This window comes from Amphritea sp. (assembly GCF_016744155.1).
Taxonomy (GTDB): domain Bacteria; phylum Pseudomonadota; class Gammaproteobacteria; order Pseudomonadales; family Balneatricaceae; genus Amphritea.
In genome coordinates this window covers 510,611-534,861 of sequence record NZ_JADGEW010000001.1, presented here as the reverse complement: position 1 = coordinate 534,861, position 24,251 = coordinate 510,611, and the positions used below count along the sequence as shown (strand labels likewise).

The window sequence follows — 24,251 nt, the reverse complement described above, 5'->3', positions numbered from 1 at the left end:
CAGATGACTTACGGCCTGAATCGGTTTTCAGCAACACTCTTTCTGATAGTCAGCTGTCTGATGCTCTCCGCCTGCGGATTTCATCTGCGTGGCAGTGCTGATATAGCAGAACCGCTACGCCAGCTGACTCTGGTAATGCCAGATCGCTCACGTAGTAGCCTGGAACCACTTCTGCGCCGTCAGTTTGAAGCCAACGGTATTAGGGTAAACGGCGGCCCGGGCTATCAGCTAGAGATTAATTCTGAGTCCCGAAGTCGTCGTGAAGCCTCTCTGGGTGCTAACGCCGATATCGACGAGTACGAATTAACCCGGAAGGTCAGTTTCCTTGTGAGAAATCCACAAGGGGAGATAGTACTGGAACGTAAGCTGACAATAGAACGCACTTACGATTACGATGCCGACCGGGAAACCGCCAGCAGCGTTCAGGAAACCCAGCTCTACTCTGAAATGGAGCAGCAACTGGCCAGTCAGATCCTCCGCTTCTACGCCAACATTAAGCCTTAGAACCTATGAAAATAAAACCAGAGCAGCTTGCCAGCAAACTCAGCCTGCAACCGGCTCCGGTTTATATGGTGACCGGGGACGAAACCCTGCTGATTGAGGAAAGCTGCGACCTTCTGCGTCAACATCTCAACTCCGTGGGATTCACCGAACGGGAAACCCTCTACACCGACTCGGGCTTTAAGTGGGAATACCTACTGCAGTGCGCCAACGCTCTCTCCCTGTTTGCTGAACAGAAAATCATCGAACTTCGCTTAGGCAGCAGCAAACCCAACAAACAAGCCAGTGATATCCTGCGCGAATACCTGGAACGTCCTGCGGAAGACAATGTACTACTGATCATCGCTAATAAACTGGACGCAGGGGCAAAGAAAAGTGCGTGGTTCAAGGCGATCGATCAGAAAGGTATTATTGTAGAGATCTGGCCGGTAGAACTTCAGCAACTCCCTGGCTGGATTAATCAGCGAGCCCAGCAGATCGGTCTTAACCTTGAAAATGATGCGGTTCAGTTACTCTGTGAACGTATCGAAGGTAACCTGCTGGCAGCTAAGCAGGAGCTGGACAAACTTAACCTACTCTACGCCGGCCAAAGCATCTCCGCTGATATGGTGATGGACAGCGTATCCGATAGCTCCCGCTATGACATCTACGGCCTGACCGAAGCCGCTATACAGCAACAGGTTAGCCGCTGTAACAAAATCATTGAAGTGTTGCGACAGGAAGGCACTGAAGCAACCGTAGCGCTCTGGGCGATCAGCAAAGAAATCCGGTCTCTCATCGCCGTCCAGAACGGCCTCAGCAAAGGCACCCCTTTCGACACTATCTGTCAGCGAGAGCGAGTCTGGGGCAAACGGAAAAACTGGTTACGCTCAGCGGCTCAGCGCATTCACCCTGACACCCTCAAGCAGATGCTAAGCCGTTGCTCAGAAGCCGACGCGCAGATCAAAGGCGCTGTTGGCGACCCTTGGTTAACTCTGACCGGAATAACCCTGCAACTTGCCGGGGTCGAATTAGGGCTAGAATAGATCACCCTCGGCTAGTTAGAACGCCGCTTCGCGGCTGCTAGAGGCTAGACGGAAAACTTCGTTTTCCTTGCTAAGAAGAGCATTAATACCGTATATCAAATTACGAGAGTTGATCTATCTTTAGCATATAAGCGATACTTAAAGCTGGTTTTGAGAGAGGACAGATTCTGAAATGAATACCCGATTGATCATGTTACCCGCTCTACTCACCCTGTTACTGACCGGTTGCTCAGACAACAGCGATCCGCAAACAACCTCAATCGATGGTGAAGAGCTCTACTCCCTTAACTGCGCACGCTGCCATAAAAAAGATGGCACTGGCGACTTTCTCAAAGGCATCCCTGCAAACAAGCGTACAGCATTGTTGGAAGAGCAGGTGGTACTGCTAATCCGTCAAGGCGACCCGTCACGGCCTGAGATGCCGACATTTCCAGACCTCACAGAACAACAAGCATCAGCGATTGTGGATTACCTGTTTAGCCTTAAAGTACGGTAGCTAGAACGCCATAAAAGCAGACCTCCGAACAAGTTCGGTTAGCTAGAACGCCGCTTCGCGGCTGCTAGTGGCTAGACGGAAAACTTCGTTTTCCTTGCGAGGAAGAGTATTTAGGTACCAGTAGGAGCGGCATTTCCCCCAGTTTGGTCACTTACCCTTGAACTCCCTAGAAAACATAAATCCGCCCCATTTTAACTCAATACCCTTCAAATCAATCTGACACCTATCTCTACTTTCGACCCAAAGCGGACTATTGCCTGACTTTTTAGATTTTAAGCAAGGTAGATGCTCTTATATATGGAGGATCTTGAGTCGCTGAAGGGTTATAGATAGTAGTGGTGTTTTATAGATAGTGCTATTGGTTGGGAGTGCTATGAGTAAACCTCTAAGATCATCAAAACTGTTTTAGTTATAATAAAAATTAGTTTCTATTCTATAAGTTAAGGTGGTATTTAGATTAATGCTACACAAGAGATCTTAGCTTTATTCTTTCACTGTTTATGTCAGAAATGAAAAACCGTCTGGCGCACATATCCCCTCTCTCGTTATTACTATAAGAATAACTATGTTCTCAGAATTAAATCGCATTCTCCCCCTAGGGCTGCGCTACATGTTGCTCTCTGCTTTTGGTTTTTCACTTATGGCAGCCTGCGTCAAAGCGGTTAGCCAATATGATATTCCCGTTCTTGAGATAGTGGCTGCTCGAGCAATTGTATCGTTAGTGATCAGCTATCTAGATGTAAAACGGAAAAGGATATCTATTTGGGGGGAGAATAAAACCTTACTGATCGCCCGTGGTGCTGCCGGATTTGTGGCCTTGCTGTGCGGCTATTTTGCAATGACGGCCTTACCGTTGGCTGAAGCAACAATGTTGAAGCATCTATCCCCAATTTTTACTGCATTGATGGCATTACTGTTTCTAAAAGAGCAGATCCAGCGTTCTACGATGCTGTGTATTGTTCTCAGTATTATTGGGCTAGTGATTATGGTGAAGCCCGATTTAATCTTTAGCTCTACGGTTAATGAATTGCCCCTGATTAGTGTGGTTGCTGCCCTGTTTGGATCTCTTGTCGCTGCGGTTGCGTATGTAATTGTACGTCGCCTAAGTCAGGTCGAAGACAGCTCCGTGATTATTTTCTATTTCCCACTGATAGCCTTACCCATATCAGTGGCGTTACTGGGTGATAATTTCGTCATGCCAGGGTTCGAAGCGCTGATATTACTCTTGCTGGTGGGCATTTTTACCCAAATAGGACAGGTAGGGTTAACAAAAGCGCTACAGTATGAAGAGGCAGGTAAAGCCACTGCGTATTCCTATGTTCAGGTTCTCTTTGCGCTGATTTTAGGTTGGGCCTTGTTCAGCGAGATTCCAACCTTCTGGACTCTCGCCGGTGGTGGTTTTATTATTTCAGGAGCATTGATCAACGTGCTCTGGAAACGCTGAATCAGACTATTCTGGCAGAGGGCTCACCGTAGTGATTTTTGAACTCTTTCAGAAAAACCGTCGCGCGCTACAAACAGCACAAAAAGGCCATTTTATTGTAGATGCCGGAGTGGCTAAGGGAACGACTGCTTTTTGCACTTAGCAGACATAACCGAGGCGCCTTAATCCACAAATAAAAAAGGCTGATGCGTTAAACATCAGCCTTTTTTTTATCATCTGACTCACTACCTATAAAAAAATAGCCCAGCCCTGACTTTTTCCTTTTCGAACAAGGAAAACGAAGTTTTCCGTCGAGCAAGCCGCGAAGCGGCGTTCGAGCTACTAAACCAAAGAATGCGTAACTTTCGTTTCAAGCATTATATTGTCGTCCAGCGGGCAGCGATGGCAGACTTCCTGGAAAAACTTAACCTTCTCCTCATCACTCAAGTCAGCATCAATCTGTGCTTTCACGGTGATGGTCTGGAAACCTACACGGTCTTCGGTGGGCTTACCTAGCAGTCCGGCGGGGTTCATTGCACCATCCACATCAATATCGATACTGCGCATCTCTATTTTCTGTTGCGTTGCGGCTACACGAGCGATGCTGGCGATACATCCAGCCAGCGAGAACAGAAAGAACTCTAATGGTGTAGGGCCTTCATCCGTACCACCCGCCTGGGTTGGCTGATCGATAACAATTTTATGACCCCGAATATCAGCATGAACCTGACACCCAGCTTTCATTGAAGTAGAAACGGAGATAACTTTATTAGCAGCCATGATAAACACCCTAATCGTTAAAAATTCTGTAGTCGCGCTGCATAAGCACTCACTACATAAGAAATATCTAATGTAATGAATTATCGCATAGTTAACCGGGTTATAGAAAGAGTCAAAAGCTGATGAGTAGACAGTTTTAGCTGCCCATTTAAAGAAAAACGCAGAGGTCTGCTTAGATTAGCCAGACCGGGACTGTTTTAGCGGCAGGAAGTATTCAAAGACAAAGACCAGCAGTGAGGACAGCGCGATGACTTTGGCGAAAAGATGAGCCTGTGGATACCCCCCGTCATGCCCCCCCAGAATCATCAGAGCAGCCGTTAGGAGCAGAAACAGGATAAACAGGTGCATTGGTAAACGAAAACCCAATGAGAACCTCTGCGCTGTCTTAATGGCAGCGACGGTAACCAGTATACCCAGTGCGCTACCCACTAAAACATCGATCGGCCAGTGAGCGGCAACCATCACCCGACTCAGAGCAACCCCCCCGCCAACTAGCAGGAGAGTGCCTCGCAATATCGGGTTGTTGAAGAAGTAATAGGCCGTTGTGACGAAGACCAACGCCGACAGTGAGTGACCCGATGGGAAACTGCCATTTCTCAGCGCTCGGCCCACCAGATTGTAATCATCGGTTAACAACGCAACCGGAGGCCGGGCAGCATCAAACAAGTTTTTAAACCCATGGGTCGCGAGTGTGCCATAAACCGCAGCAATCAATAGCACCCATAAAATCGCGGGATTACGCCGCGCAACGAGCAGAGACAACGCCAAAACAAATGTAGTATCCCCCATAAACGTAGCGATCTGCCAAAAAGTTGCTGGCAAATAAGGGGTAAACTGATTGAACAGATGAAAAGCACCATGATAGCCAGCTACTAGCCAGAGCAGCAGCGCTGTACCCAGTAAAACCAACGCCAACAGGGTTAAACGAGCCAGCGCTTGCTGATCTGTCTGCTTATTAAAACCCTGCTGAGCACTCTTCAGCTGATCGGGTAATCCAGCAATAATAAAACACTGTTTAATCTGCGTTAGCAGGCTTTGCATCACGCCACTCCATTAACCGAATTCCGCCTTTACTATACAGCGGCTGTAATAGCGCCTCAGGATGACGTTTTTGCAGTTTTTTCAGATTATCCGCATCGGTAAAGATAAGATCTCCCGGCTTCGGGTTTTTCTCTTTGGGTGTAATCGCATCACGATAAACACTGAAGGTCGGCATATGTAGGCCATAGGCGACTACATTCTCTCCTGCCCGGGCTTTAGCGATATAGGCCGCTTCCTGGACCGGCAACTGTTGTAAACCCGCCATCACCTGAATAAAGAAGTTGAAAACGAACAGTGTCTGAATAAAGCCAATGGCTACAAACTTAACTGGCTTTTCCAGCTTTGAAGTAAAGGTAATACCCAGGACCAGCAGTAACGCAATAACACTGGCAATTAGGTAGGGCGTCCCAACGACATCCCAGACCCGGCCCAGCATCTCTTGTTCATAAAGCTTACGACTACTGCCTGCTGCAGATTCAAGAATCCAGGGCAGTGCGAGCATCAGGATAAAGAACACTAACGGAAAGACCAGCCCCCAGCTACGGAACAGACGATCGCGATAATGGGCAAACAGTAACAGTAAACCAGAAATACCATAGACTACATAGTGAGGCAGCTGAGTACCTGAGACTGACACTAGGGCAAACACAACACCCAGCCATATCATAAGATAGAGGGTAAGTGAGTCCTTACAATATTCACGCAGATTACGTAGCAGAGTAAACAATGCCGCACTAAACGGCAACAATACCAGAGGCAAGGCTATGAGGTAATACCAGAGCTTACCGCCATGACCTTCGCGAGTGTCGCTGAACCGGTTAAGGTTATGATCTAGTAGAAAGCCTTTAAAAAAACCCATCCCCTGATCCTGATACACCAGCCATAACCAGGGCGTCAGAATCAGCAACAGCAATACCCAGCCTGGCAGATAAAAGATCGCCGTCAGCCAGCGCCGCCACTGCCCCTGAACCACAAAGAAAATACCGCTGACCAACAACGGAATCAGCACCGCTACAGGCCCTTTGGTCAACAATCCCAACGCCATCCACAGATAAACCCGTAATAACAAAAAGCGCGATGATTCTGGCTGTTGCCAGTAGCGCCAGATATCGAGAACGGTGAGGGTGAGAAAGAGGTTTAACCAGGCATCCGCAATAGCCCCTTTACCGATAATACCTATCCAAAGCGTATTCGCCATAATCAGTACAGTAAAGAGCGCGGTGTTGCTATCCCACTGCTGACGGGCAAACCGATAACAGGCCAGCATCCAGCAACTAGCGGCGATAGCCGAAGGCAATCGTAAAGAGAATTCACTCAGGTCGAACAGGGAAACACTCAGCGCCTGAAACCAATAGCTTAAAATCGGCTTATCATAGCGGGGTTCGCCGTCCAGATAGGTCGCGGCAAAGTTATTGTTGGCGAGCATCTCGCGCGTTGCTTCTGAGAACGCCCCCTCATCCAGATCAAAAAGAGGAAACCCCCAGATGTTCCAGAAAAAAGCAAAAAAGACTGCTGCGAACAGCAGTCCATAGTGAAGCGTTTTACTTTGGCGCAGTGTCGGCGTCATGCGCTGTCATCTCGTCCATTACATTAGGCTGAGGATTAAACCACTGTCCTTCTTCATCATCACTAAGCTTTTCACGCAGCGTATAGCCACGGGTATTCGATGTTTCGAAGAAGATTCGGGACATCATTTCAGCCAGTACACCGGTGGTAATAAATTGCAGAGAAACCACCAGCAGGAAGATACCCACCATGAATAATGGACGACTGCCGATATCTTCACCAAGGAACAACTTGACCATAACCAACCAGGTCATAATCAGCGAACCCAGCATGCCCATACCTAAGCCAAGGTAGCCAAAAAAGTGGCCAGGACGTGCTTTAAATTTCAGGAAGAAAAATACAACCAGCAGGTCTAGAATCACGCGAAAGGTGCGCGATAAACCATACTTAGACTCACCAAACTGACGCGCGTGATGATCAACAACGGTTTCACCGATCCGCTCTGGCTTAGTAACGGAAGCGACCCAAACAGGGATAAAACGGTGCATCTCACCAAACAGTCGTACCTGTTTAATAATGCTGGCACGATAAACTTTCAGGCTGCAGCCATAGTCATGCAGACGCACCTTGGTCACTTTGGCGATCAGGCGGTTAGCCTGACGAGAGAAGAACTTGCGGGTAGATTCATCTTCCCGTTTCTTTCTCCAACCCTGAAGCATGTCCAGATCGCGCTCTTCCATCTCAACGATCATCCGTTGGATATCGCCGGGATCGTTCTGCAGATCACCATCCATTGTGACAATAATTTCGCCACGGGCAGCGTCAATACCTGCTTGCATCGCTGCGGTTTGACCAAAATTACGCTGTAACTCAACCACTCTTAGGTGATCGCCCCACTGCTCCTGTGCTTGATTAAGGCGAGCAACAGTCTGATCCGGACTACCATCATCGACGCATACAAGTTCCCACTTACCGGCATAATCACTGAGAGCCTCATGTACCCGCTCAACCAGCGGAAATACACAGTCCTCTTCTTTATACATCGGTACGACGATCGATAATGATTTCATAATTTACCCGGATATAGGCTATTCAAAATTTAAAGCGGACTCTATCACAAAGCCCCGTTGATATGAAGGTAATGCCCGTGACTGCTAGCATTGCAGGCTACTCTACCTCTGCCTTTAATGAAGAATGACGGTTAAATATTTTCGCCACCAGCCAACCTAACAGAAAGGCCGCAAATGACATCAGTAAAAGAAACAGGTGCAGCTGAACAGCGACTGTCAGCAGCGCAGTCGTATCAATGGCATACAGTTTACCCGCCAACACAAAAGCCGCCTCAAAAGTCCCTGAGCCTGCCACCCCATGGATTGGCAGGATAGATGACAAGTCAGCAATAGCCACACTGGTTACGGCCTGAGCCAGGGTCAGTTGTGAGAGTTGCAACACCACCCCAAGAAACGCCAGCAATTTAGTTAGCCAGACAGCATAAGTGGTCAGAACAATCACACCGAAGTGACCGCCACGTGTAGGCAGATCACTGAACGCCTTCGCCAGCTTAGCTAGCTTCGGGCTACTGAAACGACCCAGTAACCAGACCAACAACCGCTTACCACGATCAAACAGCAGCAAGCCAAACAGCGTAACGAGCATGATAGCAATGGAGATCATCTGATTTGATTGCCACAGCGCCAACACACCCGCAATTGATAGCAAGGCTACCAGGTCCAGCAGTCGGTATAAAAGCAGATGCGAAGAAGATTCCACAACGCCGATGCCAAAGTACCGCTTAATCAGTACCGGAAACGCCACCTCTCCGGTGCGCATCGGCAGCAGATTATTCAATAAATTATGATTGGTACTGAGATAAAACATCTGTGGGTAACGAGCGGCGGGGAGCTCAAAACTGACTTTAATTCTTAACGCACGTAGCGCATTACTAGAGAGTGACAAGATCACCAGCAAGGTTAAAGTTCCCGCTGAGAAACCCTGCCATGAGGTCAGCAGGCTGTACCAGCCGATCTGATACTCGACCACTGCCAGGGTGATCACCAGGATCACCACCGACAGCAGCAGTTTAAGCAGTTGAGAGCGACTCATTAGCTGATTGCTTCGCCTTTCGCCTGCAGGTCTGCATGATAAGAAGAACGCACCAGCGGACCACTAGCGACTTGAGAAAAACCCAGTTCTTTCGCCACTTTTGCATATTCATCAAACTCAGCCGGCGTTACATAGCGATCAATCGGCAGATGATCACGGCTAGGCTGCAGGTACTGACCGATCGTTAGCATATCCACATCATGCGCTCTCAGGTCTTTTAAAACTTCGAAGATCTCTTCTTTAGTTTCACCCACACCCACCATCAGACCCGACTTAGTCCGAACATCTGGACAGCGCTGTTTATATTTTTTCAGCAGCTCTAATGACCACTTATAGTCGGCTCCCGGACGCACTTTTCGATACAAACGCGGTACGGTTTCCATATTATGGTTAAAAACATCGGGCGGCGTCTGCTGCAAAACATCCAGCGCGACATCCATACGACCCCGGAAGTCAGGTACCAGCGTTTCCACCTGAATCGACGGCACCGCTTTACGGGTTTCAGTAATACAGCGGGCAAAGTGCTCTGCCCCACCATCACGCAGATCATCACGGTCTACCGAAGTGATAACCACATAACGAAGTTCCATATCTGCTATTGCTGCAGCCAATTCATGAGGTTCATTCTCAGGGAGTGGTTTTGGACGTCCATGGGCAACATCACAGAACGGACAACGACGGGTACAGATATCACCCATAATCATGAAGGTCGCAGTACCATGGCTGAAACACTCACCCAGATTAGGGCAACTAGCTTCCTCGCAAACAGACGCTAGTTTATGTTTGCGTAGCTTATTTTTGATTCCCTGAACCTTAGGCGTAGTCCCCAGAGAGACCCGTAACCACTCGGGCTTACGCAGAATCTGATCCCGTTCTGTCGGAATAACCTTCACCGGGATACGCGCAACCTTTTCTGCCCCGCGCAACTTCACACCCGCTTCGGCGCGCTTGGGCTTAGCTTTTTGATTCTCAGAGCTATTAATTTCAGAGCTTTGAGACTGAGCACTTTGCAACTTATCACTATTATCTGACATCTATATCTTCCAGCGAATTAGCATTGGCGCGCTCGATGTAGCCGAGTCTTTTCACCAGTATTTCTATAAGTGAATCTTTAACGAATTCCCGGTCTATATTGTCTGCTATATTGGTCAGACGGGTAACTGCCATACCCGCATAACCACATGGGTTTATCCGATTAAAGGGTTCCAGATCCATATCCAGATTAAACGCTAGCCCATGGAATGAGCAGCCTTTACGTACTCGCAATCCCAGCGAGCAAATCTTTGCTTCATTGACGTAGACACCGGGAGCATCAGGCTTGGCATACGCCTCGACACCGAAACTCGCCAATAACTCAACAATACTGGCTTCCATCCGTGCAACCAGTTCTCTTACACCAAATTTTTTCCGCCGCAAATTAAGCAACAGATAAACCACCAGCTGTCCCGGCCCGTGATAAGTGACCTGACCACCCCGATCAACCTTAACCACCGGAATATCTCCAGTCGTTAACAGATGTGACTCGTTGCCAGCCTGGCCCTGAGTAAACACAGGGTGATGTTCCAGCAACCAGATTTCGTCTACTGTCTCAGCATCTCGGCTGGCGGTGAAATTCTGCATCGTCAACCAGGTGGGTTGATACTCAACTAACCCCAGATCACGAATAACAATTTTTTCAGATACCTGGACTACCAAAGGTTCAGACGGCGCCATCAAATCACCATCTGAACACGGCCAGTCGCTTTCAACGCCTTATGCATCGCATCCAGCTGGTCGGCACCGGTAGCCGTAACCTTCATTCGCACAGAGGTAAAAGTGCCTTTTTTACTGTCCTGCTCGTCAACCTTACTCAGATCCAGATCAGGGGCATACTGGCGAACAATATCGATCACCAGCTCTTTAAAATCAGGCCCCGCCCGGCCAATTATCTTAATCGGATAATCCGCACAGGGAAATTCAATTTTGGGTGCTTCTTGCTCAGTTTTCTGGGCCATAACTCTCTCTCGGTCACTCAACCTTTCATCAGGTCGCGCTGATAACAGGTAAATAATTCAAACATACGAGCCCATAACGGCCCTTTCTTTCCATCAGCCACCGGCTGACCATCAATTTCAAGCACCGGAACTACAGCCCGGGTGGAGCTACTAACCCAAACCTCATCTGCAGCTAGCAGACGCTCGTAGTCGATATCAACTTCCTGCGCAGGAATACCGTTTTCATCGGCTAACTGTAAAATCAGTTCCCGGGTGGTACCGCCAAGAATATCTGAACCTCGCTTCGGAGTATAAATCACCCCTTTATCGACCAGAAACAGATTACAGGAAGCCCCTTCAGTTAACAGCCCATCACGAATCATCAGTGCTTCTTCTACGCCGGCCTGGCGTGCCTGCTGCATCACCAGTATATTCGGTAACAAGCCAGTGCTTTTGATATCACAACGCCCCCAGCGCAGGTCTGCGGTGACAATTGCCCGGACACCGTCAACTGAATCGAGGCCCGCATCATAGATATCTTTTATAGGACTACAGCTGGCAAACACCGTCGGGGTCATATCTGCATCATAGATGTGGCTTCGGCTACCCGAACTCCCCCGACTAATCTGCAGATAAACCGACAAATTCCCCCCGCCATTTAATTCAACTAAACGGGTCAGAATCTCTTTCCAATCAAACTCTGCACTGATCTGAACCCCTCGCAAACTATGCCCGAGTCGCTGCAGATGCTCATCCAGCCGGAAACCCTGGCCCTGATAAAAAGGGATCACTTCATAAACGCTATCGCCAAACAGAAAACCCCGGTCAAATACAGAGACCTGGGCTTTGTCTGCAGCGATATATTCACCGTTCAGATATACAGTTTTCATCTTCGTTTAACGACAGATGCCCGGACTTAGTCCATTCCTAAGCCCGGGCATCTATTCCTCAGAGCCGGATACTCAGTTGATCAGATTATAAAAGAATAGCGCAACTGCATCCCAGATACGCTGCAACAATCCCGCTTCATTAATACTTTCCAGCGCTACAACCGGAGCTTCTGCGACAAGTTTGCCCTCTAGCATCACTTTCAGAGTACCGAAACTCTGACCTTTCTGTATCGGTGCTTTGATTACTTTATCCAGATCCAGTACCGCCCGAAGCTGCTCACTCTCACCGCGGGGAATGGTTATTGCCATCGCATTAGTCAACCCAACGCTTAGCTTATCCTGCTGGCCCGCCCAGACTTTAGTCGTTTCCAGTACCTGACCGGCATCGTAAAGTTTATGGGTGCGGAAGTAACGGAATGCATAAGCAAGTAGCTTCTGACTTTCCTGAGCCCGTGCTTCCTCACTATTTGTCCCCATAACCACGGTAATTAAGCGCATACCGTCACGTTTAGCGGAGGCTACCAGACAGTATCCTGCAGCATCGGTATGACCGGTTTTCAGACCATCAACTGAATCATCACGCCACAATAGCTTATTACGGTTTGGCTGACGGATTTTGTTATAGGTGAAGTATTTTTCAGAATAAACACCGTAATGTTCAGGGTAATTTTGAATGATAGCCTGAGCCAATAACGCCAGATCTTTAGCAGAGGAGTAATGTTCCTCGGCAGGCAGCCCTGTAGCGTTCATAAAGTGACTGCTATTCATTCCCAGCTGTACAGCATGCTGGTTCATCATGTCCGCAAAAGCAGCCTCGCTACCCGCGATATATTCCGCTACCGCCACACTGGCATCGTTGCCCGACTGAATAACAATACCTTTCATCAGATCACTCAGTAATACCTGAGTCCCTTCCTGAATAAACATCCGTGACCCTGGCGCACGCCAAGCTTTCACCGATATAGGCACCAGATCTGTTTTACTAACGTTTCCCTTAGTCAGTTCTGATTCCAGGATATAGCTGGTCATCATTTTAGTCAGGCTGGCCGGTGGAAAACGCTCCTCCTCTCGATTAGCCATAATCACCTTACCGGTGTCTGCATCAATAACGATATAGGCACGGGCAGCAACCTGAGGTGGGGCTGGTGTTATCTTTGCCGCCTGAACAGGCAGAGCAAATATAACCATCAGCAGCAGGGCAGAACGAAGAGCAATTTTTTTAATCATGGTTTTATATGTACTTTATTTACGGTTACAGAGGATCCAGATACTGATGGGACCTAAAAATCACATAATGGTTCTTTAAGGCTTGAATAACATTTTATTTAGCAACGCTTAGTCTACCAAATGTGGCCGCAGATAGCCTGCCGCTTCTATTCTGGACACCAGTTCAGCCAGGTTCGCATTCAGTTGCACAGGCCCTACCTGAACCCGATAGAGCGTCCGATCTTTCAATGTTAGCGGCACCACACGTAGCTGATACCCCGGAAGCATCGCCTGCAGTTGATTAACCGCTTCAGCCGCGGTTGTTTCTAAGCCAAACGCACCGACCTGAAGAAAACGAGGAGCCGAGGCAGAACCACTTCCAGCCGACACCGGTGTTAGCGTTGCGGCCGGTAGAGCACGAACCACTCCAGCAGAGGAACCACTCCAGCGTTTAGGATCGATCGCTTCAACTTCAATCTTCGCGGTCCCCTGCCCCAGCATATCCAGTTTAGAAGCTGCAGCATAAGAGAGATCTATAATCCGACCACCATGGAAAGGCCCTCGATCATTAACCCTGACAATCACTTTCCGGCCATTTTTCAGATTGGTAACCTGAACATAACTAGGTAGCGGCAGTGATTTATGAGCAGCGCTCATCGCGTACATATTGTAAGTTTCGCCATTTGAGGTTTTATGCCCATGAAACTTCTTGCCATACCAGGAGGCGACCCCACGCTCTTTATAGCCAGCACTGGATGACATTACATGATAGCTTTTCCCCAGCACTGTATAAGGGCTCTTATTACCGCCCCGGCTTTTCGGCTCAACCCGGGGGACCGCATCCGGCACATTCGACACATCTACTTTACTGGAAGGTCCATAATCTTGCTCGACAGCATAACGACCACTGGAAGAAGAACAACCGCCAATAATCACCAGTATCGTCAGCGCAATCAGATTAAGGAAGACTCTTTTCATCGTTTACCCTGCGACCCCATTGCGTTTTTTTGCTACCGCCTGGCTTAATTCATAAACCGCCATAGCGTAAAGCCGGCTGTGATTATAGCGGGTAATTACATAGAAATTATGTAGCCCGAACCAGTGCTGAAACTCGCCCTTAGATTCCATCCGCAACAAAGTTGCCTTATCCTCTTTATCGAGCCCCTGACGGGTATTAATACCTCGTCGAGTCCACTCTTCAAGGGTAACCTTCGGCTTAAGGTCGGCATTAATCCAGGTTTCATCCGCCAGCTCACGTATCACCACATTACTGCGCACCGGCTCACCGGCTTTCCAGCCATGAGCATTGAAGTAGTTAGCTACGCTACCGATCGCATCAACGGGGTTATTCCAAATATCTTTTTTGCCATCACCATCGAAATCAACGGCAAAGCTGCGAAAACTACTGGGAATGAACTGACCAAAACCCATCGCACCGGCGTAAGAACCTTTCAGGCTGAATGGATCAGCCTTCTCGTCCCTCAAAAGGTAGAAGTATTCTTTCAACTGGCCTTTAAAAAACTTACCGCGCGGCGGATAATCAAACCCTAGCGTAGAAAGGGCATCGATCACCCGGTAACTGCCCATGTTACGCCCATAACGGGTTTCCACACCGATAATTGCCACAATAATTTCTGCCGGAATACCGTAGGTTTTCTCCGCCCGTTCCAATGCCGCTTTATACTTCCCCCAAAATTCAACGCCTTGATCGATGCGCTTATCCTTGAGAAATATATTACGATACTCGCCCCAGTTCAGGCGTTTTTCAGCCGGACGGGAGATAGCTTTAAGAATACTTTCCTTACGCTCTGCTGAACGTAAAATGGTTCTGATGTTTTCCTCATCAAAACCCTCTTTACCCATTTCGGAGATAAACTGTTGCGCCCTGGGATGATCGCCATAGCCATGTGCCACAACCTGTGGCACCCACGCAAGTCCGGTACTCAGTACAACTCCGGCCAGCAATCCTGAAATTTTAGCTCTGAACATATATCTCCACCTTTTGAGGCTGCTTCATTAAGGTCTTAACCTTGACCTCTCACCAGGTACAATCGCAACCTGGTATCCCTTATTTGATTAACACTGACTCGAATAGTATTGACTCAAATAACCATCAGTCGAAAGAGTGACTGTATCACAGAGTCCTGACAACAAAACCGCTCAATTACTATGCTTATTCTTCGCCAAGAAGACAACCACTAGTGACTGATCATCTGTCTATGCGCCTGCACCGACATTAACAGACCAAACCCCGCCATCAGCGTCACTATCGAGGTACCGCCATAACTCACTAACGGCAACGGCACACCTACTACAGGCAACAAGCCACACACCATGCCGATATTAACAAACACATAGACAAAAAATGTCAGGGTAACACTGCCGGCTACCAGCCGACCAAAACTATCCTGAGCTTTAGCCGCAATCACCAAGCCTCTGGCAATAATCAACAGATAGATAAATAGTAATAGCAGCACCCCGATCATACCCAGCTCTTCCGCCATTACCGCGATGATAAAATCGGTATGGCTTTCCGGCAGAAAGTCTAGCTGTGACTGGGTACCCAACATCCACCCCTTGCCATCGATACCCCCGGAGCCAATCGCTGCTTTTGACTGGATAATATTCCAGCCCGCTCCCAGAGGATCACTTTCCGGGTCGAGAAAAGTTAATACCCGCTGTTTCTGATAGTCCTTCATCACCATCCACAGCCCTGGCAGGCCAGTGGCAGCAACCGCTAAAGCACCAAAGATATAGCGCCAATAGATACCTGAAAGCAATAAAACAAACACACCTGAAGCGGCTATCAGCAAGGAAGTACCCAGATCAGGCTGCTTCATAATCAACACCACCGGCAGAAAGATCAGTACCAGTGAAATCATAATATGACGAAAACTTGGCGGCAGTGGACGGTTAGCCAGGTAACCGGCAATCATTAAAGGCAGTACCAGCTTAACAACCTCTGCTGGCTGAAAACGAAACCCCGGTAGCGCAATCCAGCGCTGCGCACCTTTAGCACCCACACCAAACAGCAAAACCGCCACTAACAGCCCCAGGCTAATCACATACAATGCGGGCGCCCAGCGAGCAAACAGCCGGGGCCGCATTTGCGCCAGTAATATCATGATGAAAAAACCGGCGGCCATCCGAATCGCCTGACGAACTACATAGTCTATATCGCCCCCTGAGGCGCTATACAGAACCAATAAGCCATAGCCACAGAGAATCAAAATAAAAAGCAACAACCAGGCGTCCAGACGGGTGTGGGACCACAACCCCCGACGACGGGCCAGGTGGGGCTGAGCATCCGGCATACTGCGCTGAAAATCAGCCATTTATAAAACCCTTTCCAGTTCTTTCACGTCTGCATCCTGCTGTTTTAGCGTCATGAACGCATCGATAACTTCTCTGGCAATAGGGGCAGCAGTACTGGAACCACCACCGCCATTCTCTACGATAACAGAGACGGCAATTTCGGGTTTATCTGCCGGTGCAAAAGCGATAAACAATGCATGGTCACGGTGCCGTTCAGCCAGACTTTCTGCATCATAAACCGCATCCTGTTTGATGCCTACAACCTGTGCCGTACCGGTTTTTCCCGCTATCTGAAAATCAATTCCTTTGCCGACTTTTCTGGCGGTACCTCTCGGACCATGCACCACCGCAATCATTGCATCGATTATCTTCTGCCAATACTTGTCATTTTTCAGTTTAACATTGGGAAGCACGGCACTGGTGCCTTCCAGACCACTGATATCAATAATGGTGCCATCTACAATCGTATTGCCATCGCTCTGACTATGCTGCATCACCCCTTTCAACATCCGCGGCTGCTTCCAGACACCCCGGTTGGCCATCACCGCTGAGGCGGTGGCCAACTGCAGTGGGGTGGTCAGCATCCAGCCCTGTCCAATACTCAGATTAAGAGTATCTCCAGAGTACCAAGAGCCGCGACCGGTTTTCTTTTTCCAGGCTTTGCTAGGCAAAATACCGGGCAGCGCCTCCGGCAAATCAAGACTGGTTACCTGACCCAAACCAAATTTACCCAGATAATTTGAGATTACATCAACGCCGGCACGGTTTGATACATCGTAAAACCAGACATCACAGGACTGATAAATAGCCATCTCCAGCCCAACCTTGCCATGTCCGCCGCGTTTCCAGTCACGATAGTGACGACCACCGTTAGTCAGAGTAAAGAAACCGGGGTCGTGTATTGTGTGAGAAGGACTGACAATGCCACTATCAATAACACTCATCGCAACCATTGGTTTGATGGTAGAGCCCGGTGGATACTGCCCCCGTAATGCCCGATTAAACAACGGCAGATCAGGTGATTCACGCAGCGCTTTGTAAGCTTTAGTACTAATACCGGTCACAAATAGATTCGGGTCATAACCAGGATTACTAACCATCGCTAGTATCCCGCCGGTTTTAGGGTCAATAGCAACAATCGCTGCACGACGCCCCTCAACCAGTTTTTCAGCAGCCTGCTGCAGCCTGATATCCAGATGTAACACGATATCTTTACCCGGCACTGGATCAGCACGTTCAAGCACCCGCATCACCCGCCCTCGGGCATTAGTTTCTACCTTGTGATAGCCCACATCGCCATGTAACAAGGGCTCGTAAAACTTCTCGATCCCCAGTTTACCGATGTAATGGGTAGCACTGTAGTCAGTAGAATCGACCCGCTTCAGCTCTTTCTCATTGATCCGTCCAACATAACCCAACGCATGCACCAGGCCGGCACCGAACGGATAATATCGAATCAGATCCGCCTCCACCTGAACCCCAGGCAAACGTTGGTAGTTCACTGCAATCCGGGCGATCTCATCATCGTTAAGACGAAATCTTAAAGGCACTGTTTCATAAGGTCGACGCCGCTGCTTGAGCCGCTTACGAAAGGACTTTAACTCTCTATCAGTGATAGGAATCAGCTTTTGTAGCTCGGCAAGAGTCGCTTCAACATCACCTACCTTTTCCTTCAGAAGGGTAACACTGTAACTGGGACGATTTTCCGCTAGCAAGGTGCCGTTACGATCGTAAATGAGACCCCGGGTGGGAGCCACTGGCTTGAGTTGAACCCGGTTATCATCGGACAGTGCAGCCAGATTGTCATGCTGAATGACCTGGAGATAATACAACCGGCCAATCAGAACCCCCATCAACAGCAGCACAACGACAAAGGCTATCAATGCCCGGGACAAAAACACCCGCCCCTCTTTGGTATGGTCCTTCAGACTATCGAATGCTGACATCTAAGCAATTCTTCACTGGCTATTTGACTACTTATGATATGGATGGCCCTGAAGGATACTCCAGGCCCTATAAAGCTGTTCAGCTAACAGAATACGCACCAGAGGATGCGGCAACGTCAGCCCTGAAAGTGACCATTTCTGGTCAGCAATCGCGACACACTCCGGCGACAAACCGTCTGGCCCGCCCACTAGCAGACAGACATTCTGTCCTGACATCTGCCACTGTTCGGCCTGTTCAGCCAGCTGCTCCGTGCTCCAGTTTCTGCCACCCACTTCCAACGCGATAACTCGGTCACCTTTAGGTATCGCCGCCAGCACCAACTCACCCTCTTGCCGTTTAGCACGGGCTAAATCAGCACCTTTGCCCCGATGACCCAATGGAATTTCCACCAGTTCAAGACTAAATTCGTGGGGTAAGCGTTTAACATATTCGTTAAACCCTTCTGTCACCCAGCCAGGCATCTTGGTACCCACAGCGATGAGGCGTATTTTCATGGCAGAACACTAAATCCTTATTGCGTAAGGGAGAAATTAATTAACAGAACCCTGCGCAGCTTCATCGAAACCCCATAGACGTTCCAGGTCATAGAAGCTACGGGCATCCGGCATCATAACGTGCACTACCAGCTCACCCAGATCTACCAGCACCCATTCGCCGGTATCCAGTCCCTCTATTCCCAAGGGCAGTAACCCCTGATGCTTCATCTCTTCCTGAACATGCTGTCCAATAGACATCACATGTCGCCTAGAGGTTCCGCTGGCAATAACCATTCGGTCAGTGACCGTCGATTTATTGGTAACATCGATTTCAACGATGTCACGTGCTTTCATATCATCAAGGGCTTCACGCACAGCGCTGATTATCTGATCCATTTCCATTAGTAATTACTTACCTTCATTATTAAAGCCGTATAGCTTATTTTTTTGTATGTAGTTCCATACCGCATCAGGTATCAGATAGCGTGGTGAACACCCCTCTCTGATCAGCTGACGGATCTGGGTAGCTGATATCCCCAACGGGGTCAGCTCGCGAAAAATAACATGGCCCGCAGGGGATGTTAGTAGCCGCTGCAGGTCTTTAGTTTCATGTTTCTGGCTAATTTCCTGCATTTCTTCGCAGGGCTCATAAACCCAACCGGGACGTTTAACCACAACCACATGACAAAGGGTCAGCAGTTCCTGCCAGCGATCCCACTGTGGCAAAGACAGATAAGCATCCATCCCCAGCACCATACAAACAGGTGCATCTTCGCCGATTTCCCGGCGAAAAGACTCCAGAGTCAACACAGTATACGAAGCATTCTCCGACATCACTTCACGATCATCGGCAAACAGTCCAGGCTCGTCGATAACCGCCAGACGCACCATATCCAAACGTTGTTGCCCAGTACGCTCAGGCCGCTGCCGATGAACAGGCGCTTTGGAAGGAATTAAAGTGACTTGAGACACCCCCAGCCACTGTTCAATTTCTAACGCAGTGCGTAGATGACCATTATGGATAGGATCGAAAGTCCCACCCATAAACACTTTGACAGATTCACTCATCAACAGTTACTGGCGAATATGGCCATCACCCAACACCACATATTTTTGCGAGGTAAGCCCTTCAAGACCAACAGGCCCGCGAGCATGAATTTTATCAGTTGAAATTCCGATCTCAGCACCTAACCCATACTCAAAGCCATCAGCAAAGCGGGTAGAAGCATTGACCATCACCGAACTTGAATCCACTTCTCGCAGAAAGCTGCGGGACTTAGTGTAGTTTTCAGTGATAATAGAATCGGTATGGTGAGAACCAAAGCGATTAATATGCGCTATAGCCTCATCCATATCACGAACCAACTTTATCGCCAAAATAGGCGCAAGGTACTCAGTTTCCCAATCTTCAGCGGTTGCCGCTGTTAAGTTAGGCAGCAATTCGCAGATCTTTTCACAACCACGCAGCTCTACACCGATCTCCTGATAACGCTCTGCCAGTTCCGGTAGAATATTAGCCGCACAAGCCTCATTCACCAGTAAGGTCTCCATCGTATTACAAGTGCCATAACGGTGGGTTTTAGAATTAATTGCAATATTGATCGCTTTGGTTTTATCAGCGTCGTCATCTATGTAAACATGACAAATACCATCCAGGTGTTTAATGACAGCAACCTTGGCATCACGACTGACACGTTCAATCAGCCCTTTACCGCCCCGGGGAACAATAACGTCGACATATTCTGGCATAGTAATCAGTTCACCTACCGCTTCACGGTCGGTAGTTTTAACAACCTGAACAGTATCTGCGGGCAACCCAACTGCCTGTAGCCCAGTTTGAATGCACTCAGCAACAGCAGCATTACTATGAATAGCTTCAGAGCCGCCCCGAAGAATAGTCGCATTACCCGACTTTAGACAAAGACTGGCTGCTTCAACGGTAACATTGGGACGAGACTCATAAATAATGCCAATCACGCCCAAAGGAACACGCATTTTACCTACCTGAATACCGCTGGGCAGATAGTTCATATCGGTGATTGCACCGATCGGATCGGGAAGAGCAGCAACCTGACGCAAGCCTTCGATCATCGTATCGATTTGAGACTGTTTCAGTTCCAGACGATCAAGCATCGCATCATCCAGGCCACTAGCCCGGCCCTGCTCCAAGTCTTTTGTGTTCGCTGCAACCAATTCAGTACGGGACGCATCAATTGCATCCGCCATCGCTAACAGCGCGCGGTTTTTTACACTGGTATCAGCTTTCGCAATTGCGCGGGACGCGATGCGTGCCTGCTGGCCCAGCTCTGCCATATACTCTTTAACGTTCATAACCTTCCTTCTCCGTCGAGACCGGGCATTATACCCCGCTCAACAGCAAGGGTCATCGACAGAGAGAGTAAAAGCGAAAAAAAGCCGTTTTTGCAAAGCAACTTAACTGCTATTATCTGCAGGTTCTTCTGCCCAGGAATCTGAACCGTCGGAATATGGATAAACCGCAGCCTTTTGCAGCATTCACTAATCAGCGTACGCGGCTGATACTTACCCTCGCCTGCATCTTGCTGGGAGGTCTACTGCTGGCCGGAATATATCTTTCAGTCGTTGCAGGAAAAACAGCCCAACACCAGACCCAACAACAAGGCGAACTACTGGGCCAGCAAACCGTAACACTGATTAAACCAGCCCTGCTTTCCGACGACGCCGTCAGCCTTAACTTTGTTCTCAACCAGCTGGTGCGCCAACCATACATTGAAGCGATTATCCTCAAAGACCCTAAGGACCGCCTTATTGGCAGAGCCGGAGACATTAAGCAGGACAACCTGATTCAGCAGGAAATCTTAATCCGCCAACAAGAACAGACTCTGGCAATTCTGGAATTACACCTGAACCCCGAACCTAATCAGGAACATATCAACGGCCTGCTGGTCCAGACGGCAATCCTAGCGTTAATCATTATTATTCTAGCTCTGCTCGGCTGCTGGATCTGGCTTAACCGCTATCCAGAAACACTCACTCCAGTTCCGGCTACAGTCGCAATAGCCGATGACAGCGATTTAGTTGTGAGCACATCTCTAGCTAAGCCATCCCGGTTGGACACAAAGAAACCTCACCCCCTACCAACCACAGAAACATCAACGACCGAAAACACCGACAATCAAGACGATCCCGGAATGTTAGTCGAGCTACTTCGACCCGCTGATGACAGCCCAAACATGCCCGACTTCGCCCCTTTCTCTGAACACAAAAACTCAACCGAGCACCACGATTCTCAAATGGACAACTCAGCAGACACTATTGTTGAAGAGACCAACCTCAAACAGCCTGCTTCGCGGAAAAAAGCCCCCAACCCCCTGTTTGAAAACAGTAAACATGAGATACAACTGGATCTCTATGCGTTTGAGCAGGAGCTTGAACTCATCGTTGCAGCCGAAGCAGCCGGCTATCTGCTTTACCTCGACTTAGCCTCAGGCCATTCAGATAACCTCCGCAACGACGAACTTCATGAACTTCAGGAATACTACTACCGCATGCTGGATATGGTGACCGCCATCTATCAGGGTGAATCTGCCAGGATTGACAATGGGGACCTCCAGCTATCTTTCCTCAAACCCCATAAAGATGACTCCCACGGCATCAACGCAATCTGCGCCAGCCAGTTATTCAACAGACTATACAAGCTATTCAATCAACAGCGCATCCGCAGCCTCAAACCAGTATTAAATCTACATATGGCACTGGTACGAGGCCATCATAAAAAGCTTCCGAGAATGCTGGAAGAGGCTCGCTATCTTACCCATAGCACCGAGAGCAACGAGCTAATTACTCATACCGCACTTAGCGAAGCACCTGATCTAAAAGTCAGTTTGCTGGCCGGGGCCGAGATAGAGCGGGCCGAAGAAGACAAAGTACTGATCAAAACAGTCAACGAAAACTATCAGAAGCTTTTAGACAAGCAGGCCAGACACCTGCTCAAGAAGCTATTCCCTTAAGACACTACGCCTGAAACAAGTACAGATCCGATCCCGCCACAGCAATTCCTGTATCTGTACTGCTAGAGCACTATCACCTATGCTCTTCCTTCATACCTAATCGCAGACAGACTCGACATGGCAACAATATGCTAAGCGACCTGATTATTCTCTTCATAGCCGGGTTTCTCGGCGGCATTCTTAACTCCATCGCCGGCGGAGGAAGCTTTATCACCTTTCCCGCACTCCTATTTGCGGGCGTTCCTCCAATTAGCGCTAACGCCACCAATACCTTTGCTTCCTGTTCTGGGTATATGAGCGGCACCTGGGCATTTAGAAAAGAACTACTCGAAGTTAAAAGCGAACTGCCCCGTTATATTTTTATCAGCCTGTTAGGCGGCATAGGCGGCGCATGGCTGCTACTACAAACACCGGAATCAGCGTTTGAAACCGCTGTCCCCTGGCTGCTTCTCTTTGCCACACTGTTATTTATCTTTGGCGGCCAACTCAACCGCTCGTTAAAGCAATTGAGCACCAAACACCGCCACGCCTCAGCAGCCGGCGCCATACTACTCAGCCTATTACTCATGGGCGTCTGCCTCTATGGCGGTTTTTTCAACGCTGGACTAGGAATTATCTCGCTTAGCTATCTGGCACTGGCAGGACATACAGACATCAACCGGATGAACGGCCTGAAATTACTTATTTCAACCTTTGTGTCACTGATTGCGATCACTCTATTTATCTATAACGATGTCATCGCATGGTATGAAGGCTCAATTGTCCTGACAGGCACCCTGACCGGCGGCTATGCTGCCGCCCATCTATCACGCAAACTGCCACAACAATTAGTCCGTAACTTCGTTATCATTGCCAGTATCGGAATCACACTGTATTTCTTCTATGATGTTTATAAGTAACCTTCAGAAAACACTACATTCAGACAGGCCATCATGGATCTAATAACCCTATTACTGTTCATTCCGGCATGCTTTGCCCTAAACATGTCACCAGGCCCGAACAATCTACTCGCGATGAGCAATGCTAAACGTTACGGCTTTCGTAGCGCTTTTTTTGCCGGACTCGGCAGGCTGACCGCCTTCACCGGCATGATAATACTCACAGCAACCGGGCTCGCCGTCATTCTGCACACATCCGAAGCCGTTTTTATGGTTATCAAAATTGGCGGCGCTGGTTATCTATTCTGGCTGGCCTATAAGCTATGGACATCTGATCCAAGTGAAGATGAAACTGTCAGATCTGATGACAAAAGTCTGTTAAGCCTGGCACAACAGGAGTTTTTCCTGGCTGCGGGGAACCCCAAGGCCATATTGATATTTACAGCCTTTCTGCCGCAGTTTGTTAATCTTGATGGGCAGACCAATCTCCAATTTTTTGAGCTGGGATTAGCCTTCATCTTACTAGAGGGGATAGCCATTGCAGTCTATGCCCTGTTCGGCCTCTATCTGCGACAGTGGTTTTCACAACCTCATACGCGACAGCTTTTTAACCGCAGCTGCGCTGCTTTGCTAGCCACAGCTGGCGCAGGCTTACTACTCGCCCGGAGGTAACTACAGTTTCGGAGTATAAAACCCAAAAAA

The 24,251-nt window shown here is 48.7% G+C and carries 25 protein-coding genes; 7 read left to right on the top strand and 18 right to left on the bottom strand.

The genetic code is table 11. The annotated features are described in order from the left end of the window. The first annotated feature begins 3 nt into the window (after positions 1-3). From lptE to QZZ54_RS02530, 4 genes are all read left to right on the top strand, one after another. Positions 4-504, top strand: a complete 501-nt coding sequence (gene lptE / locus QZZ54_RS02545; RefSeq protein ID WP_290698100.1) for an LPS assembly lipoprotein LptE — start codon at positions 4-6, stop codon at positions 502-504. A 5-nt stretch (positions 505-509) separates the two neighbouring features. Then, a complete protein-coding gene (gene holA, locus QZZ54_RS02540) occupies positions 510-1,526 on the top strand; it encodes a DNA polymerase III subunit delta (protein WP_290698097.1) in 1,017 nt (338 codons plus the stop codon). A gap of 172 nt (positions 1,527-1,698) precedes the next feature. After that, entirely contained in the window at positions 1,699-2,022 is a 324-nt protein-coding gene (locus tag QZZ54_RS02535) for a cytochrome c (protein WP_290698094.1), read from the top strand. 565 nt (positions 2,023-2,587) lie between these two features. Further along, the gene (locus tag QZZ54_RS02530) at positions 2,588-3,466 is read left to right on the top strand and encodes a DMT family transporter (protein ID WP_290698091.1); all 879 of its coding nucleotides are present in this window, start codon (positions 2,588-2,590) and stop codon (positions 3,464-3,466) included. A gap of 321 nt (positions 3,467-3,787) precedes the next feature. Here QZZ54_RS02530 and QZZ54_RS02525 read toward each other — a convergent pair whose 3' ends face one another. From QZZ54_RS02525 to QZZ54_RS02440, 18 genes are all read right to left on the bottom strand, one after another. Further along, on the bottom strand, positions 3,788-4,225 hold the full coding sequence (locus QZZ54_RS02525) for an OsmC family protein (RefSeq protein ID WP_290698088.1): 438 nt from the start codon (positions 4,223-4,225) through the stop codon (positions 3,788-3,790). Between the two features lie 177 nt (positions 4,226-4,402). Further along, positions 4,403-5,266 (bottom strand): phosphatase PAP2 family protein, encoded by an 864-nt coding sequence (locus tag QZZ54_RS02520; RefSeq protein WP_290698085.1) that lies wholly within the window; start codon positions 5,264-5,266, stop codon positions 4,403-4,405. Beyond that, on the bottom strand, positions 5,241-6,833 hold the full coding sequence (locus QZZ54_RS02515; protein ID WP_290698082.1) for a glycosyltransferase family 39 protein: 1,593 nt from the start codon (positions 6,831-6,833) through the stop codon (positions 5,241-5,243). The genes QZZ54_RS02520 and QZZ54_RS02515 overlap by 26 nt, the downstream gene beginning before the upstream one ends. Continuing rightward, positions 6,808-7,842 (bottom strand): glycosyltransferase family 2 protein, encoded by a 1,035-nt coding sequence (locus tag QZZ54_RS02510; protein WP_290698079.1) that lies wholly within the window; start codon positions 7,840-7,842, stop codon positions 6,808-6,810. Before QZZ54_RS02510 ends, QZZ54_RS02515 begins: the two co-directional genes overlap by 26 nt. Positions 7,843-7,939: 97 nt before the next feature. Beyond that, positions 7,940-8,875: a lysylphosphatidylglycerol synthase domain-containing protein gene (locus tag QZZ54_RS02505; protein ID WP_290698077.1), complete on the bottom strand. Its 936-nt coding sequence runs from the start codon at positions 8,873-8,875 to the stop codon at positions 7,940-7,942. Beyond that, on the bottom strand, positions 8,875-9,909 hold the full coding sequence (lipA, locus tag QZZ54_RS02500) for a lipoyl synthase (protein ID WP_290698075.1): 1,035 nt from the start codon (positions 9,907-9,909) through the stop codon (positions 8,875-8,877). The genes QZZ54_RS02505 and lipA overlap by 1 nt, the downstream gene beginning before the upstream one ends. Continuing rightward, complete coding sequence (gene lipB / locus QZZ54_RS02495) at positions 9,899-10,588, bottom strand: lipoyl(octanoyl) transferase LipB (RefSeq protein ID WP_290698072.1); 690 nt, start codon at positions 10,586-10,588, stop codon at positions 9,899-9,901. Before lipB ends, lipA begins: the two co-directional genes overlap by 11 nt. Beyond that, the gene (locus tag QZZ54_RS02490) at positions 10,588-10,869 is read right to left on the bottom strand and encodes a DUF493 family protein (RefSeq protein WP_290698069.1); all 282 of its coding nucleotides are present in this window, start codon (positions 10,867-10,869) and stop codon (positions 10,588-10,590) included. Before QZZ54_RS02490 ends, lipB begins: the two co-directional genes overlap by 1 nt. Positions 10,870-10,886: 17 nt before the next feature. Continuing rightward, positions 10,887-11,738 (bottom strand): aminotransferase class IV, encoded by an 852-nt coding sequence (locus QZZ54_RS02485; protein WP_290698067.1) that lies wholly within the window; start codon positions 11,736-11,738, stop codon positions 10,887-10,889. 72 nt (positions 11,739-11,810) lie between these two features. After that, entirely contained in the window at positions 11,811-12,965 is a 1,155-nt protein-coding gene (locus tag QZZ54_RS02480; protein WP_290698065.1) for a D-alanyl-D-alanine carboxypeptidase family protein, read from the bottom strand. A 108-nt stretch (positions 12,966-13,073) separates the two neighbouring features. Next, a complete protein-coding gene (locus QZZ54_RS02475) occupies positions 13,074-13,922 on the bottom strand; it encodes a septal ring lytic transglycosylase RlpA family protein (RefSeq protein ID WP_290698063.1) in 849 nt (282 codons plus the stop codon). Between the two features lie 3 nt (positions 13,923-13,925). After that, positions 13,926-14,933 carry a lytic murein transglycosylase B gene (gene mltB / locus QZZ54_RS02470; protein WP_290698061.1) on the bottom strand — a complete coding sequence of 336 codons (1,008 nt, stop codon included), beginning with the start codon at positions 14,931-14,933 and terminating at the stop codon, positions 13,926-13,928. A 209-nt stretch (positions 14,934-15,142) separates the two neighbouring features. Further along, positions 15,143-16,279, bottom strand: a complete 1,137-nt coding sequence (gene rodA, locus QZZ54_RS02465) for a rod shape-determining protein RodA (RefSeq protein ID WP_290698059.1) — start codon at positions 16,277-16,279, stop codon at positions 15,143-15,145. Further along, on the bottom strand, positions 16,280-18,205 hold the full coding sequence (gene mrdA, locus QZZ54_RS02460; RefSeq protein ID WP_290698057.1) for a penicillin-binding protein 2: 1,926 nt from the start codon (positions 18,203-18,205) through the stop codon (positions 16,280-16,282). It abuts the gene before it with no gap. Between the two features lie 27 nt (positions 18,206-18,232). Next, positions 18,233-18,700, bottom strand: a complete 468-nt coding sequence (gene rlmH / locus QZZ54_RS02455) for a 23S rRNA (pseudouridine(1915)-N(3))-methyltransferase RlmH (RefSeq protein WP_290698055.1) — start codon at positions 18,698-18,700, stop codon at positions 18,233-18,235. A gap of 36 nt (positions 18,701-18,736) precedes the next feature. Continuing rightward, the gene (gene rsfS / locus QZZ54_RS02450; protein ID WP_290698053.1) at positions 18,737-19,084 is read right to left on the bottom strand and encodes a ribosome silencing factor; all 348 of its coding nucleotides are present in this window, start codon (positions 19,082-19,084) and stop codon (positions 18,737-18,739) included. A 6-nt stretch (positions 19,085-19,090) separates the two neighbouring features. Continuing rightward, positions 19,091-19,750 (bottom strand): nicotinate-nucleotide adenylyltransferase, encoded by a 660-nt coding sequence (gene nadD / locus QZZ54_RS02445; protein ID WP_290698051.1) that lies wholly within the window; start codon positions 19,748-19,750, stop codon positions 19,091-19,093. 6 nt (positions 19,751-19,756) lie between these two features. Continuing rightward, positions 19,757-21,013, bottom strand: coding sequence for a glutamate-5-semialdehyde dehydrogenase (locus QZZ54_RS02440; RefSeq protein WP_290698049.1), 1,257 nt, complete (start codon positions 21,011-21,013; stop codon positions 19,757-19,759). 155 nt (positions 21,014-21,168) lie between these two features. Here QZZ54_RS02440 and QZZ54_RS02435 point away from each other — a divergent pair, with 155 nt between their 5' ends. The 3 genes from QZZ54_RS02435 (at position 21,169) to QZZ54_RS02425 (ending at position 24,221) form a co-directional block, all read left to right on the top strand. Continuing rightward, complete coding sequence (locus tag QZZ54_RS02435) at positions 21,169-22,671, top strand: hypothetical protein (RefSeq protein WP_290698047.1); 1,503 nt, start codon at positions 21,169-21,171, stop codon at positions 22,669-22,671. A 128-nt stretch (positions 22,672-22,799) separates the two neighbouring features. Further along, entirely contained in the window at positions 22,800-23,570 is a 771-nt protein-coding gene (locus QZZ54_RS02430) for a sulfite exporter TauE/SafE family protein (RefSeq protein ID WP_290698045.1), read from the top strand. 33 nt (positions 23,571-23,603) lie between these two features. After that, on the top strand, positions 23,604-24,221 hold the full coding sequence (locus tag QZZ54_RS02425) for a LysE family translocator (protein WP_290698043.1): 618 nt from the start codon (positions 23,604-23,606) through the stop codon (positions 24,219-24,221). Positions 24,222-24,251: the final 30 nt, after the last annotated feature.

Excerpts from the sequence above, each read along its gene's own strand:
- lptE (WP_290698100.1), top strand. The coding sequence starts at position 4 with ATGACTTACGGCCTGAATCGGTTTTCAGCAACACTCTTTCTGATAGTC.
- holA (WP_290698097.1), top strand. The coding sequence starts at position 510 with ATGAAAATAAAACCAGAGCAGCTTGCCAGCAAACTCAGCCTGCAACCG.
- QZZ54_RS02535 (WP_290698094.1), top strand. The coding sequence starts at position 1,699 with ATGAATACCCGATTGATCATGTTACCCGCTCTACTCACCCTGTTACTG.
- QZZ54_RS02530 (WP_290698091.1), top strand. The coding sequence starts at position 2,588 with ATGTTCTCAGAATTAAATCGCATTCTCCCCCTAGGGCTGCGCTACATG.
- QZZ54_RS02525 (WP_290698088.1), bottom strand. The coding sequence starts at position 4,225 with ATGGCTGCTAATAAAGTTATCTCCGTTTCTACTTCAATGAAAGCTGGG.
- QZZ54_RS02520 (WP_290698085.1), bottom strand. The coding sequence starts at position 5,266 with ATGCAAAGCCTGCTAACGCAGATTAAACAGTGTTTTATTATTGCTGGA.
- QZZ54_RS02515 (WP_290698082.1), bottom strand. The coding sequence starts at position 6,833 with ATGACGCCGACACTGCGCCAAAGTAAAACGCTTCACTATGGACTGCTG.
- QZZ54_RS02510 (WP_290698079.1), bottom strand. The coding sequence starts at position 7,842 with ATGAAATCATTATCGATCGTCGTACCGATGTATAAAGAAGAGGACTGT.
- QZZ54_RS02505 (WP_290698077.1), bottom strand. The coding sequence starts at position 8,875 with ATGAGTCGCTCTCAACTGCTTAAACTGCTGCTGTCGGTGGTGATCCTG.
- lipA (WP_290698075.1), bottom strand. The coding sequence starts at position 9,909 with ATGTCAGATAATAGTGATAAGTTGCAAAGTGCTCAGTCTCAAAGCTCT.
- lipB (WP_290698072.1), bottom strand. The coding sequence starts at position 10,588 with ATGGCGCCGTCTGAACCTTTGGTAGTCCAGGTATCTGAAAAAATTGTT.
- QZZ54_RS02490 (WP_290698069.1), bottom strand. The coding sequence starts at position 10,869 with ATGGCCCAGAAAACTGAGCAAGAAGCACCCAAAATTGAATTTCCCTGT.
- QZZ54_RS02485 (WP_290698067.1), bottom strand. The coding sequence starts at position 11,738 with ATGAAAACTGTATATCTGAACGGTGAATATATCGCTGCAGACAAAGCC.
- QZZ54_RS02480 (WP_290698065.1), bottom strand. The coding sequence starts at position 12,965 with ATGATTAAAAAAATTGCTCTTCGTTCTGCCCTGCTGCTGATGGTTATA.
- QZZ54_RS02475 (WP_290698063.1), bottom strand. The coding sequence starts at position 13,922 with ATGAAAAGAGTCTTCCTTAATCTGATTGCGCTGACGATACTGGTGATT.
- mltB (WP_290698061.1), bottom strand. The coding sequence starts at position 14,933 with ATGTTCAGAGCTAAAATTTCAGGATTGCTGGCCGGAGTTGTACTGAGT.
- rodA (WP_290698059.1), bottom strand. The coding sequence starts at position 16,279 with ATGGCTGATTTTCAGCGCAGTATGCCGGATGCTCAGCCCCACCTGGCC.
- mrdA (WP_290698057.1), bottom strand. The coding sequence starts at position 18,205 with ATGTCAGCATTCGATAGTCTGAAGGACCATACCAAAGAGGGGCGGGTG.
- rlmH (WP_290698055.1), bottom strand. The coding sequence starts at position 18,700 with ATGAAAATACGCCTCATCGCTGTGGGTACCAAGATGCCTGGCTGGGTG.
- rsfS (WP_290698053.1), bottom strand. The coding sequence starts at position 19,084 with ATGGAAATGGATCAGATAATCAGCGCTGTGCGTGAAGCCCTTGATGAT.
- nadD (WP_290698051.1), bottom strand. The coding sequence starts at position 19,750 with ATGAGTGAATCTGTCAAAGTGTTTATGGGTGGGACTTTCGATCCTATC.
- QZZ54_RS02440 (WP_290698049.1), bottom strand. The coding sequence starts at position 21,013 with ATGAACGTTAAAGAGTATATGGCAGAGCTGGGCCAGCAGGCACGCATC.
- QZZ54_RS02435 (WP_290698047.1), top strand. The coding sequence starts at position 21,169 with ATGGATAAACCGCAGCCTTTTGCAGCATTCACTAATCAGCGTACGCGG.
- QZZ54_RS02430 (WP_290698045.1), top strand. The coding sequence starts at position 22,800 with ATGCTAAGCGACCTGATTATTCTCTTCATAGCCGGGTTTCTCGGCGGC.
- QZZ54_RS02425 (WP_290698043.1), top strand. The coding sequence starts at position 23,604 with ATGGATCTAATAACCCTATTACTGTTCATTCCGGCATGCTTTGCCCTA.